Origin of the sequence: Corynebacterium sp. CNJ-954, assembly GCF_001942345.1 — a bacterium.
Lineage (GTDB): Bacteria > Actinomycetota > Actinomycetes > Mycobacteriales > Mycobacteriaceae > Corynebacterium.
The window spans coordinates 1-12,379 of record NZ_MKKI01000014.1; the positions used below are offsets into that span (position 1 = coordinate 1).

Here is a 12,379-nt window from a genome sequence, read left to right on the forward strand (position 1 = left end):
TCCGGCCATCCTTGGTCACCGCCCGGTAGAGGTAGCACCATTTCCCGCCGACCCGGATGTAGGTCTCATCCACTCGCCAGGAGTCGGAGAGCCACGGCGAGGTTTGACGGTACCAGCGGGTACGTTTGTCCAGTTCGGGGCCGTACTTCTGTACCCACCGGTGAGAATCGTGGTGTGATCCACCGGTGCGCCGCGTTCGGTCAGCATCTCCTCGAGATCCCTGTAGGACACTCCGTAGCGGCAGTACAAGCGCACTGCCCACAGGATGATCTCTTGAGGGAAGTGGCGACCGGAGAAGATGCTCATGCTGTCTGATGCTGGTTGACCGACCCCAACTTTGCAACAGCATCCTGGAAACCAACGTGCGGACGATCACGGCTCGGTTTACTCTTTAGCTAGACCTCACACTCCAGCGGACGGCGATAGCCGTCTTCCCGTACCCACCTGACCGCGCCCGGTAGACCTCACCTGCGGGGCAAGGGGTCCAGCGCAGCGAGCCCGCGGCGCCATCTCTTGTCCCTCCGTCAACCACCAATACAGGCCCACTGAACAGGTGATACACGTGCTCCCTGATGTGGGTTTCCGGGAACCGATGTAGGGTAATAGGTGTCAGGGAGACTCCTCATGTCCTCGGTAGTCGCTCTGATCATAAAAACAACCCCCGGAGGTCCTACGCTCCGGAGGCTGTCGAGCACCAGCGTGCTCTGTAGTGCCTAGCTAGTAAACCAGCCAAGCACTGCGGTCACGATCTCTGTGAAGTCGCGGACCACCGGTATTCCTAGTGCAAGGACGGTGGCCGCGACTTTCCATATGCCGTGACCGGGCTTTTTGCCCTGGTCGTCGTCGCTGTCGCGAGCGTGAACCAATGCAATCACCTCCCCTCCACTGTGAAGGGTCCACACGCATGCGTGGACCTCGCGCGCGAGCACCAGGGCCACGCAGCAGTGAGGAGGGCGGCCACTCTGACCGCGCCGCAGATAAGTCTAGAACACCAACCACCCCCAGCCCACGGGCCTTCCCTCCCGCTACCAAGGCCACCTGGACGGTGACACACAACCCAGCAGATCAAGAGAATGCCTTCCACCTGCGCATTGAGGATTACTGCCGAGTGCCGAGCTCTGGGTTCACCCCGTCGCGACAGTCACAATCTCTACTACCAGCTGTCCTACGAGATGGACCGTCTCTCCTCCCGCAGGCAGCATGACTGGTCCCGCCAAGCCCGGCGTGTGAATGCGATCGGGCATCGCACGACGGTGAAACTATCCTTAGAGCCATGTGGAAACACCGCCGCCTCCCACCTGCCGGTAGGGAAACCAGCCCCTGGAGGCCACCTATCGTGGCGATACTGATCTTCATCGTTCTCATCGTGTTCACCGGAGTCTTTCTAGTCCGGCGAGGGTGGCTGGATGGTCCTCGCTATGTTGAACTCATCGGCGGTGGAGCATTCACGTCACTGGGAGCCCTGACTGCGGCGATGCTGCTGTACTGGAGATGGAGCGTCGACCACAAAACACAGGTCAAGCGCCACCGCGAACAGGAGCGCAACAAACGCCAGGAGAAAATGGGGGAACGCACGGCGCAGGCGGTCAACCATTTAGGCCAAGGCCAAGGCTTCATGCAGGTGTCCGGCCTCATCGAACTCGCAGGCCTCGTTGATGACTGGTGGAGCATCGGTAACGAAATGCTTCGCGATATACCTGATGCTGACCATGCTGAACGCAAGGCTGTCAGCGCGATGATTAAGCTACGACGCCAGGAGATCATCGACCTGATGTTCAAGCACACCCTGCAGCCCGATAGTCTCGGCGAGGACGAAAGGGGCGGCTCCGCAGAGACACAGCGCAGGACCATGGTGCAGGACGCCCGATCACAGATCCTCATCGCACACCTCCCTGCACCCGACGAGGCGGGCAATGTAGACGACGAGAGCTGGGCACAGCTGGACCTGAGCCATGCGTACCTCGTGAATGCGAAGCTGGAGGGCGCACACCTGCGAAAGGCGAACCTCCAACGGGCGCAGCTAGCAGGTGCGGACCTCACCGCGGCGGACCTCACCGGCGCCAACCTGGAACGGGCCACAATGGTCGATTCGAATACCCATCGGGCGAAGCTAACGGGGGCAGATCTCACTGCTGTGGACCTGACGAACGCCGAGATGATGTATACGAACCTGACCAAGGCCACTCTTCGTATCTCGACCCTGCGCAACGCGAACCTCACTCAGGCGACCATAACGCAGGCAGACTTTTGTAGCGCCGACCTGACTGGTGCAAAGCTCAGAACAGTGAAGATAGACGGTACTCATCTGCAGTGGGCCAACCTCACTGACGCACGCCTGGACCGATTCTATAAGGGGTCACCTAGATACAGCGACGATACGCAATTCCCTCGTTACTACAATCCCGAGACCGCCGGATTCACACGCACGGAGCGTGACCCCTGGGGTGATCCGCCTGACTAGGTTCGATGTCGACTAACCGGCCTACCCCGCGACCGCGTCACGCACTGCTGTGAGTTGAATGCTTCCCAGGCCACCGAGGCGGCGGTTGTCGGCGATGTTGTTGGACTCCAGGAAGTTCTCGACACTGACCTTGCCCCACCCCGGCAACGCGCGCAGGAAACTGGTCAGACGAGTCTTCGCCAACACCTCATCGCCCAGCGCCTCATCCAGTCCAGCGGCACCGGTGGTCTCACCGGTGCGTAACCGGGCGGTGAACTCCGCGCGCTTGGCTCGGGTCTCGGCGGCCTTCTGCAACGCAGTGGCACGTTGTTGCGGGGTGAGGTTGGGAAGACTGGAGGCCATGAGATGATCACACGCTTTCAGCTAATCGATGGGACGGGTCACCAAATGTCTGGAACCTGCTGTTGGGCAGTCAAGATACCACCATCAGGTCACCGGGATGCGGTGAAACTGTGTTCTTCACCCGCCCATGGCATTCTCGTCACGCAGTTGCTTTGGCGGCACGGCGGGCGGCCAACTCATCGAACGATGCCGGATCATCGGATCGGTGGGAGGAAAACGCGGTGATAGTACCGTTCAGCTCCGTAACCAGGCCGGGTACCGCCACCCCGAACACGCCCTGGCCTCCGGCGAGTAGGTCCACGATCTCATCGGCCGATGTGCACTCATACACCGTGGTGCCGTCGGACATCAGCGTCAGCCCAGACAGGTCAGCCACTCCCCTGTCAGCCAGGTGGGTCAGTGCTTTGCGCACGTTCTGCAGCGAGATCCCCGCATCCAATAACGACTTGATGATCTTGATCAGCAGAATGTCCCGGAATGAGTAGAGGCGCTGGGAACCGGACCCTGCGGCAGCGGTCACGCTGGCGGCCACCAGATCCGTGCGTGTCCAGTAATCCAACTGCCGGTAGGTGATCCCAGCAATCTGGCACACACTCGGCCCGCGGTAGCCGACCTGCGGATCGGTGTGGTGGTTCTCAACGTCGAAGAGTGCACCCTGCACTGGTACTGGCTGTTCGGTTGTCATGGTCTCGCGTGCCCTTCTTCCCCAAGGGTGATGACGTGGCTGTCATTTACCCCACCCACGCTAGTGCACCACCGCCCTACCCGGAAGACCACCGATGCTCAGCCAGGCGTCGCCATCCTGCACGGTTGTCCAATCATGCAAACATGTGTTCTACTTTGATCATGTCCACACCCGTTCGTATCGTCCCCGGTGATCAGTACCCGATCGCAGTTGCCACCGACGCGGTGCCCGCCGGCTTTCCCAGTCAGGCACAAGACTACGACGAACCCGGCATCGACCTGAGCGCTCAGCTCATCGACTACCCCGCAGTCGTGTTAGCAACTCAACCTTCAAGGCAAGGTGGTCAAGCGAAGCGACCGCCGCGGCAGCCTTCTTCCCCCTCACACCCCTCCCCCACCGTCAGCGCGACTATCTTTTCGCTGCCGTGGCAGTCTCGACGTCACCCCTGCTAACCGGTTTCAACGCTTTGATACCGGTGACAGCCGGGACGATGGCGCGGCGCCCGGCACCATCGATGTCGACGGTCCAGCTCAGCGATCGCTCCTCGGCGATCACCAGGAGCTCGTCACCGACGTCGACGCCCTCGACAGCGCCGGCGATGCTGGCAGGCCACCGGGTCTGGATCGGCTGACTCTGCCCGTGCCGAGGCATAGTGAGCGTGACCGAGGAGTTCCCACCGCGCTGCTCGACGTCCACAACGGTGCCGACGAGCTCCAGAGGCCTCGGCTCAATGGTCTCGTAGATCACTGCCGCGTCACGCGTGTCGTCGATGACATCGTAGAAGTGTCCGACGGCCACCAGGATGGTGGAGGTCGCTCCGGTGGTCTCATCGGTGTCGGTGCGCTGGGTGAGGGTGTCCTCGTGGGCGGCGAAGATCACCCGGGTTCCCAGCACCAGGTCGTGCAGGGCGTCGGCGCTGCGGTTGGTCGACCAGATCACCGCGATCTGCTGCGGGCGGGCCAGTCCTTCGATGCTGATAAGGGTCTCGGTGCGGTCCTTGCGCTGGTAGTTGTCGACGACGGTGCCGATGTACTTCATGGTGGTGCTCCTTGTCTCCGCGACGTGTGCGGTGGGTGTGTTGGTTCTAGTCGGTGAGGTCGCGGCGTGCCTTCTCGGCCCCGCGGATCACTTCGTTGAGGCGGGTCTGCAGCAGTTCGGCGTCCTCGCCGTTGTCCGGGCGTTCGGTGAGCTCACGGTAGGCGGCCTCGCGCTCGCTGAGTTGGCGGGCGTCGGCTTTGGCGTTGCGACGGTCGATCATCTTGCGCAGGTTGGACACCAACGTGGCGATGGACTGGTTGTAGACGCCGGCTTTGGCGTCGTCGAGTCCGCGACTGTAGAGGCTGCGTCCAGCTTCGTCGGACAGCGCGGCGATCTCGGTGTAGAAGCCCCAGATCGGGTCGTCCCAGCCTGCCGCGGCGGCGTGGACGTCGGCCATGAGTTCAGCGATCGCGGAGCTGTGCCCGACGGTGAGGCCGGTGGCCTGGTCGCCGTTGTGCAGCTCGATGGCGGGGCCGTCCTCGGTGAGGGCGCGTATCTCTTCTCGCTTCATCCGGGTCATCACCACCGCGGTGAAGATCGCGGCCACGGTGAAGATGGCGAAGACGGCGACACTGCCACTGGAGAGGTTGAGGCTGATGATCGCCCCGACAGCGAAGATGAGCGAACCGATCATCCCGCCTTTGGAGGTATCGCCGGTCAATGCGCTGCGACTGATCTCTGGTCGTATCCGACCGGCTTTGGTCAGCAGCTCGACGTCGGTGAGGGTGATCCCGAAGGCGTCGCGGGGTGCGCCGGCGAATGGCTGAGGTCAGTGGTCGATGCTGTTGTGGATCTGGTCGATCCGGTCTTCGGTCCAGCGGTAGAGCTGGCCCTGGAGGGCGTTGTACTCGCCGCGCCCTTTGGTGATCGCACGGTTGTGGCGTGCGGCTTCGCGGGCCTGGTTCCAGACCTCGACGAGTTCGGTGTCGATCAGGTCACGGGTTCCGTGTGTGGTGGCGGGGGCGGTGGGCAACCAGGTGTGCCCCTCCCCCACCGGTGAGAGTTGATCGTCGTGCATGTCGGTTACCTCGTCTCCAGGTGCTCATGAGGTCGGCCGATTTCGGACCAGGCAACGCACCGTGTGCCGGTACTTTGGCTCGATCTGCCACGCGAGAGGGTGGAGCCCCACGGCACCTAGGGCAAACCCTCCGGCCATGCCGAGAGCTACTGACCAGGTCGTGCCGATGTACCCTCCAGTGGCGAAGGATGCCATGCTGAGCAGGAACAATAGGTATGTGACTGGCGAGATCTTCATGAGTCCTCCCTTTCATTGCATACATGCAGACAGGCAGGCATGCCTACAGGTCTTTCGTGGAAAGCCACTCGGACAGGCCGGTAGAGACGTGTCCGGCAATGGAGCCGCCGTCGCGCTTCTTGAGTTCATCCAGCCGGACCTTGACTCTCAGCGGGACTCGGACCTGGAGGTTCACCAGTGTGTCGTACATTGGGTCCGCGTAGGGGTCGGCCTTCTCGGTGGACTCTGCCCCACCTGCGACGGCCATGTCCGCGGTAGCGCCCACCGTGGTCTCGCCTTCCTTCATCTCGTTGCTCGGGGTCTGATCAGCGTTGGGGATCAGCGGGTGGCGTGAGCGAGCTGGTTTGCGGGGAATGTCAGTCATTGTTCGTTGCTCCATTCGTGATGTGGTCGAGGTATCCGTCGAAGATGCTGGCGACTGTCGCGGCCCTGATGCCGGGCATGTCGTGGATGGGGATGCCCGCGCCACGCGAGTCCGCGATGATCGAGCGCAGTGGAATCGTCTCCAGCATCATGTCCTCCCCCATCTCCTTGCGTAGCTCTTCTGCACGGTACGTGACCTCCTTGCCTTGAACTTGCATCTTATTCAGGGCCACCCCGGCGATGTGCAGATCTGGCGAGTAGTACTCCCGGACAACGTCGATGGTCTCCAGCAGGTTGATAACGCCGTCGGTGGCGTCCTTGGAGGGCTCGGTGACGATGATGACGTCATCGGCGGCTACGAGAGCCGCGAGCGTCACACGGCCCACGGCCGGCGGGCAGTCGATGAAGACCCAGTCATAGGTGTCAACGACGACCTGTTCCCTCAGGGCGCGTCGAAGTCGGAACTCGGCGCCTGGGGACGTCTCGCGTTCAAAGTTTGTCACGTGCACTGTTGCCGGCAGCAGATCCACCCCCTCCCAGGCAGACGCGATGACCTCCTGGGCGATGGTTGATGTCCCGTCGAGAATCGCGGCTGTTCCCCCCTCGACGTCGCCGTAGTCCTCGGGGAGCAGCGCTGAGGTGGAGTTGCCTTGCCCGTCGACGTCGACGACCAGGACCCGCTGTCCGCGAGCACGGGCTGCGCTCGCGTTCCCCAGGGTGATCTGCGTCTTTCCGACGCCGCCCTTGTTGTTTGCTTTCGCTACGATTCGCATACAGACACGGTAGCACACATGCGTGTACGCGTACAGACCTCCATGCATGCATGCACCCATGCAGGCTTACGTACACACATGCGAGCATGTCTGCACGCACTCGCCGTCGGATGTCGACTCCGTCAGCCTGCCGTGAACTGCAGTGATCAGAACAGGAGGACGCAGATCGTGCATGCATGCCTGCACTCAATATCCCGTTCGCTCGCGCCATTTTACATGCAGACAAGCGTACAGGTAGACATGCGTACATGCATGTAGATCTGCAGGCAACCAGTTCGTGGCGCCGCTAGCTTTCGGCGGCGGGCAGGCGAGAGCGTAGTCCCCGATGTCTCTCGAATCGTGGAACATCGGTGGGGCCGTGGGCTCGCCACCCGCCCGCCCTGCAGGCCTGCGTGCTTGCCTGTATGCATGCAAGCAGTGAGCACCTTGGCCGCTAGCTATCGTGGCCCCACCATCTGTGAGGTCGAAACGCTATTGCGCTGAGCTGACTGCGCTTGTTCTTCGCTCAACGGAGGCATGGGCGTCGGATAAGCACTTCGGCGCCGTGTTCTTTCCACTGTTCGTCGGCGGCCTGGTGGTAGTCGTGGCAGGCGGCAGTGGCGGTCAGGCTCATGCGGGGCAGGGTGCTGTAGTCGAGGTTGACGCGATGGATTTCCTGACGGATCGCGGCGTGTAGGGCACCCGTGGTGACTCGTGCGGAGCGCTGCAGGGACTGGCTTCGGTTGCGTAGTAGTGCGGTGGTGTGGCGCAGCAGCTCGAGGTGTTCGTCGGTGTAGGGGAGATCCAACGCCTGGTCGGCGTTGTCGTCGGTGGTCGTAGCTGTACAGGCAGCTGTTGTCGCGGTCGTTGTTCGAGCCCGGCGGCTGGTGGCGCGTTGCTGCTCGCGGGCTTCTGCGGCAGCGAGGGTCTTGGCGTGCTTCTTGCGCAGCTTCTTGGTGCGTGCGGCGGCGGCTTTAGTCCAGCGGCCGGCCCCGGCGGCGGTTGCCGTGGGGATCTGTGAGCGCTGGGCGCGGATCTCGTCGAGTTCCGCGGTGAGCTGGTCGCGCTCGGCGGTGGCCACCCCGACGGTGATTACGGTGTGCAGAATGTCCTCGAGGGTTCCGAGGATCTTGTCGGTGTGGGCGCGCATCGGTTTGGTCATCTCGGTCGCCATGGTTCTCATTATCCCATCTGTGTTCATGTTTTCGGGGGAGATTGTGCTGTGTGTTTGCTGGTAGGGGGTTGTTTTTGGGGATCTTTGGGGTTGCTATCCGACGGGTCGCCACTCTCGGCGGCTGCCGTTCCAGGTCAGCCCGAAAGCCTCGTCGACGTTGCTGCGACCGGGGAACTCGTCGGGGTTGTCCCAGTCGATGCGGTTGAGCACGCTGGTCATCCACGCGGCCGCGTTGTCCGGCCGGGTGCGGGTGCCCAGGGCGATGTGTCCGGTGGGGGAGGTCGCGGCGTGGACCAGGCCGGCGAGGACGTCACGGGTGCCAGACCACTCGGGGGTGAGTCGGTCAATCAGCCGCGCCAAACCATTGAGCGAGAGACGACCGTCACCGCAGTTCAGAAGGTGCGCGTACGGCCCCGTCGCCAGAGTGTGCGTGGGATCGTGGCGGGTCAGGTCATCAGCGATACGCCGAGCTCGCAGGGATATCCCGGATGCAGTCCTCTTCTTGTCCCTGCTAGGAGGCGAAGCCGACTCTGTCGGTGTCGGGGACGATTGTCTGGGTGAGATGGGAGGATGTGGGTTGTTCGCGGGCGCGTGCGCCCGGTGTTGGGTGACCCAATTTTCACCGGTCCGGAAAAACTGCCAGTAACTATTAGTATAGGTGGACTGCTGTTCGTCACTGCTGTTCACAGTGCTTTTCTGGTTCGCGATCGCGGTGGCGACAACCCAGTCAGCGACCGTCATCCCCGGCTGGAGTTTGGTGTGCCGCTCGGCTAGCCGGGAGCGCGTGTTGGTGGCCCAGGCAGGGGCCGGTGGGGGAGGGGTCCCAGCGGGCAGCAGATGGCGGGGAATGTTGGCGTCGAAGTGGTTGGCTGCCCGGTGCTGAGCTTTACCGTGGTGGCAGCGTGCGGCCATACGCTCGATCGAAGACAGGTAGCGCCCCTTCGCCTGGGGCTTGAGGAAGTTGTATTCAGTGAGGACCCGGGTGATCGTGCTGAGTCGGCGCACCCCGGTGGACTCGGCGATCGTTGCCCCGTGGTGGTGTTGGGCCCGGGCGACGATGGTGGCGTTGGAGGCCGTGCAGCCGTGGCCGGCGGAGTCGAAGAAGTCGCCCATCGCGCGGATCAGGGCACGCACATTGTGCGGCGAGCAGTCCAAGGTCACCCCCTCTGCGCGGGCGGTGTCCAGGCAGGCGTCGGCGTGCTCGACCCAGTGATCCCGCCCGGCCCAATAGCCACGGGTGGCTAAGTCCGTGGCGGGCAGCTCCCAGGACACCGCAGAGCGCTGCGGGGCGTTGAGCGCCTCGATAGCCGGCTGGATCTCGGTCCGGGCTCGGCGTAGATCCTCGGCGATGGTGTCGGCGTAGTGGGTCAGCTCGTCATGAGCGTCAACGAAATCGTTCGGAAGGTCCAGGACTTTCGACCACGCGTTGATCTCACCGCGCTGGAAGCGGGCATGCATGACTGTGCGTGCGATGTTGGCGATCCGTCGCAGGGACTTCGCGGTGGTGTTCGCCGCGGTGATCTGCTTGTCGGTGACGGTCTCGGCAATCTGCTGGCGGGCCCACCAGTCCGGTTCCACTGAGTCGTGGCGTTCGGGCAAGTGCAGTGCCGTGGAGACCAATTCGGCGGCGATGCGGGGTCGGAGACGCCACCGCGGCAGGTGCTGTTTAGCCTCGTGCGGGGGGTGTTGTTGAGTTGTCGCAGGTGAGGAGGAACCCGCCTGACCTGCAGAAGATATAGAAAAACCCAGGTTATGGCTGTGTCCTCTTGCATCTGGTAAGAGGGTGCAGCTATCCTGGGATACGTCGATAGGCACTGACGCTCCCTGGTGGTTCGGGGGGAACAAAAAGCAGAAGAGTTGGTCCTCTTCTCGCCAGAACTTTTAGAAACTCCCTCGGGCTGGTTACCCGGGGGTTTTTCTTTTGCCTGCGGTCTCTGGGGCGGGGGTGTGTTCTAGGTTGGTTGGTTACCCGCTCCTGGTGAGGGAGCGAGGCGAGCACACGGTGCGCCGGAGCCGGTCACCCTTGTTTCGGCCGGTGACGGGCAGATTTTGTCCATTCCCTGTGAAGTTGTGTCGAGCGCCCTGGTCACACGGCTCGCTGGCCGGGTGCGGTGAGCTGGGCGATGGCTCCATCACATTGGGGGGTTGGGCAGGTAGATCCTCCTGGAGGTAATTACAGAGATGTCATTCGATAATCTTTCCACATCCCCTCGTCTCGGGGAACAGGCGACACGGACAGCAGGGGAGTAGGAGGTGAGGAGCGCTCACCTCTGGTTCACAGGCGGCGAGCGGCCTGCACACGACGCCAACGACCGCCCCGAGCGCTGTGGCATGCCCTGTGAAGCGCTGCTGCTTCCACCGTGAAGCCTCAACACCGGCATATCGGCAATCTCGCCCCGCCGACTCCTCGACTCACACCAGCTGCGGCTACATCCCTGAGGCGTGCCTACTGGTGCTGGGGGAGGGGAAGGGGTCGGCACGATCTGTGCGAATGTCAGCGCGCGGCCCTGAACGAGCGTTCCTCGCAGTGGCGAACTCGTGGGTGCCTGAGCGATACTGCCTTGAGGGGTACCGGCGTCACCCCGGGGGAGGGGATGCGGTGCGGATGCCGGCGGGAAAAATCCTGGCGACGCGCCGTGGTTGCGGTGTGACGGCGATGCGTCGTGGCGTATACTCATGGGCAGGCTTTCTCCACGAGGTCAGAGTCGTGGGGTCAGCGAGCGTCATCCGGGCGGCAACCTGGGTGGCGCTCTTTTATATGTGTTGGCAGTGACCGTAACTGTCGATGTGATCTACAGCGGGGAGCGCGCCGAGATTCACTGCAACCTCGTCTGAGAACACGGGGCTGCTTCCGAAGACCAGTAGGAGTCGGAGCGGTGGTGGGGGGGTGGTCACTGCAGCGGGGAAGGCAAGACCCTACACCTGGACTGCGGGGAGACTACCGCACGTTCAGGTGTCAGTTGGGGTGTCAGACCACGAAAGCGATCGGGTTCATGATGGCCCTGTGCTTAACGGTGGTCAAGCGGCGGGGCTAGGCCCAAGGAGAGGACCGCGCAGAGGGGCAGTCGCGAGTAGATGAAGGAGTCAATCCATCGCGCACCAAACGCAAGTATCAGAACGGCAGTTCATTATTCCCCGACCATGGTTTCGGGGGCGGCGGCGGCAGTGCTCCTTCGGGGAGCGGCAAGCTGGTGACGACGTAGAGGTTCAAAATGTCGTCGCGGTCCATGAACATGATCTGACTGCGTTTGGTGGCGTCGAGCCTATTGCCAAGCCAGTTGCGGGCGGCTTTCGTAATCTCGCCACCTGCAACGATGAAGGCGTGGTCAACCAGCACCCTACGGTTGGCCTCGGGGTCGAATACTTCGTGTGCCAGCATCATGAGTGCCTGATTGTGGATCTCTGCCATGTTGGAGTTGCCGGTCTTGGTAACGCCGGAGGCGTCCAGTTTGCCCTTCTTCGCCTGAATGCCGAAGTACAGGACGTGCTGAGTCGGCAAGGTATAGCGCATCCAGATGTCCTTGCCGTGCTCCAGGGCCTTGTCCTTGTGTCCTGCCGCCGTGATGCGGTGGTAGCCGAGCTGTCGGAAAAGCGGAAGCAGCACCTCCTCAATGAGCTCGTCTTCGCTGCAGTGATCGAGGTATCCCGCCAAGAGCAGTCGACGTTCCTGCTCGGCTTTGCTGAGTGGTCGGTGTGGGTTCGCCGCGAGCACCGTGACGGTTTGGGTGCCGACATGCCGGAGATAGCAGTGGTTGTCCTCTCCGTAGAAGGCTTCGAAGCCTTCGCGGCCGAGGATCTCATTGAGTTGCGCCAGTGCCCGGGGGCGGTCGGCTCCCTCATTGAATTGATCAGCCGGACTCATTAGTTGGTCGATCAATCGGCAGAAGATCTCTGGCGGGTGGTGGGGTCCATGGTGCGGTTCATCCAGCATCTGCTCGAGTACGTCAACCACCCAGCGATGACGGGTTGAGCCGTCGTGCTCGTACTCTGTGTCTAACTCCTGGAAAAACTCCGTGATATACATGCTGGTGCGGTAAGGGAAGTACTTAGCCTCGGCGTCGTCACATCCACGATTCCCCACAACGAGGTCACCGAGCGCTTCAAGATTTCGTCTCCTGAACTTCATAATTTCATTGTCGCACGTGGTGCCGGCTGGCGTACGGGATCCCGGCTGATCCCCGACGGCACGCCGATCGCTGTATACGGGCTGTCCTCGCTAGCTACTCTGCGAGTCGTGCGGAATTGCGTGGCTCCGGAGACGATCAGGTGATCCTGAACCGTGACGGCTGAGAATCTCCGGTGCTCCCCA

General features: G+C 62.4%; 11 protein-coding genes and 1 pseudogene. 1 reads left to right on the forward strand and 11 read right to left on the reverse strand.

The genetic code is table 11. The annotated features are described in order from the left end of the window. Window positions 1-306: pseudogene (locus tag BJF89_RS07040) on the reverse strand (IS6 family transposase); the annotation flags it as partial. A gap of 1,030 nt (window positions 307-1,336) precedes the next feature. Between BJF89_RS07040 and BJF89_RS07050 the strand changes: the two are divergent. Continuing rightward, entirely contained in the window at window positions 1,337-2,461 is a 1,125-nt protein-coding gene (locus BJF89_RS07050) for a pentapeptide repeat-containing protein (protein WP_075813557.1), read from the forward strand. Between the two features lie 21 nt (window positions 2,462-2,482). Here the strand turns inward: BJF89_RS07050 and mihF are convergent, their stop codons facing one another. The 10 genes from mihF to BJF89_RS07105 form a co-directional block, all read right to left on the reverse strand. Then, a complete protein-coding gene (gene mihF, locus BJF89_RS07055) occupies window positions 2,483-2,803 on the reverse strand; it encodes an integration host factor, actinobacterial type (RefSeq protein WP_075813559.1) in 321 nt (106 codons plus the stop codon). Between the two features lie 139 nt (window positions 2,804-2,942). After that, complete coding sequence (locus tag BJF89_RS07060) at window positions 2,943-3,488, reverse strand: MerR family transcriptional regulator (protein ID WP_075813561.1); 546 nt, start codon at window positions 3,486-3,488, stop codon at window positions 2,943-2,945. 408 nt (window positions 3,489-3,896) lie between these two features. Next, window positions 3,897-4,526, reverse strand: coding sequence for a hypothetical protein (locus BJF89_RS07065; RefSeq protein ID WP_075813563.1), 630 nt, complete (start codon window positions 4,524-4,526; stop codon window positions 3,897-3,899). Window positions 4,527-4,572: 46 nt separating this feature from the next. Further along, complete coding sequence (locus tag BJF89_RS07070; RefSeq protein WP_075813565.1) at window positions 4,573-5,160, reverse strand: hypothetical protein; 588 nt, start codon at window positions 5,158-5,160, stop codon at window positions 4,573-4,575. Between the two features lie 135 nt (window positions 5,161-5,295). Continuing rightward, a complete protein-coding gene (locus BJF89_RS07075) occupies window positions 5,296-5,544 on the reverse strand; it encodes a hypothetical protein (RefSeq protein WP_075813567.1) in 249 nt (82 codons plus the stop codon). Window positions 5,545-5,824: 280 nt separating this feature from the next. Beyond that, window positions 5,825-6,145 carry a hypothetical protein gene (locus BJF89_RS07085; protein ID WP_075813572.1) on the reverse strand — a complete coding sequence of 107 codons (321 nt, stop codon included), beginning with the start codon at window positions 6,143-6,145 and terminating at the stop codon, window positions 5,825-5,827. Then, on the reverse strand, window positions 6,138-6,917 hold the full coding sequence (locus BJF89_RS07090) for a ParA family protein (protein ID WP_075813574.1): 780 nt from the start codon (window positions 6,915-6,917) through the stop codon (window positions 6,138-6,140). The genes BJF89_RS07085 and BJF89_RS07090 overlap by 8 nt, the downstream gene beginning before the upstream one ends. Before the next feature lie 505 nt (window positions 6,918-7,422). Then, window positions 7,423-8,070 (reverse strand): hypothetical protein, encoded by a 648-nt coding sequence (locus BJF89_RS07095; protein ID WP_075813576.1) that lies wholly within the window; start codon window positions 8,068-8,070, stop codon window positions 7,423-7,425. 93 nt (window positions 8,071-8,163) lie between these two features. Beyond that, window positions 8,164-9,669, reverse strand: a complete 1,506-nt coding sequence (locus BJF89_RS07100) for a hypothetical protein (RefSeq protein ID WP_139311923.1) — start codon at window positions 9,667-9,669, stop codon at window positions 8,164-8,166. Between the two features lie 1,513 nt (window positions 9,670-11,182). Further along, window positions 11,183-12,196 carry a hypothetical protein gene (locus BJF89_RS07105; RefSeq protein ID WP_075813579.1) on the reverse strand — a complete coding sequence of 338 codons (1,014 nt, stop codon included), beginning with the start codon at window positions 12,194-12,196 and terminating at the stop codon, window positions 11,183-11,185. Window positions 12,197-12,379: the final 183 nt, after the last annotated feature.

Bases quoted from the DNA above. Each gene is read 5' to 3' on its own strand.
- mihF (WP_075813559.1), bottom strand. From the start codon at position 2,803: ATGGCCTCCAGTCTTCCCAACCTCACCCCGCAACAACGTGCCACTGCG.
- BJF89_RS07060 (WP_075813561.1), bottom strand. From the start codon at position 3,488: ATGACAACCGAACAGCCAGTACCAGTGCAGGGTGCACTCTTCGACGTT.
- BJF89_RS07065 (WP_075813563.1), bottom strand. From the start codon at position 4,526: ATGAAGTACATCGGCACCGTCGTCGACAACTACCAGCGCAAGGACCGC.
- BJF89_RS07070 (WP_075813565.1), bottom strand. From the start codon at position 5,160: ATGATCGGTTCGCTCATCTTCGCTGTCGGGGCGATCATCAGCCTCAAC.
- BJF89_RS07075 (WP_075813567.1), bottom strand. From the start codon at position 5,544: ATGCACGACGATCAACTCTCACCGGTGGGGGAGGGGCACACCTGGTTG.
- BJF89_RS07085 (WP_075813572.1), bottom strand. From the start codon at position 6,145: ATGACTGACATTCCCCGCAAACCAGCTCGCTCACGCCACCCGCTGATC.
- BJF89_RS07090 (WP_075813574.1), bottom strand. From the start codon at position 6,917: ATGCGAATCGTAGCGAAAGCAAACAACAAGGGCGGCGTCGGAAAGACG.
- BJF89_RS07095 (WP_075813576.1), bottom strand. From the start codon at position 8,070: ATGGCGACCGAGATGACCAAACCGATGCGCGCCCACACCGACAAGATC.
- BJF89_RS07105 (WP_075813579.1), bottom strand. From the start codon at position 12,196: ATGAAGTTCAGGAGACGAAATCTTGAAGCGCTCGGTGACCTCGTTGTG.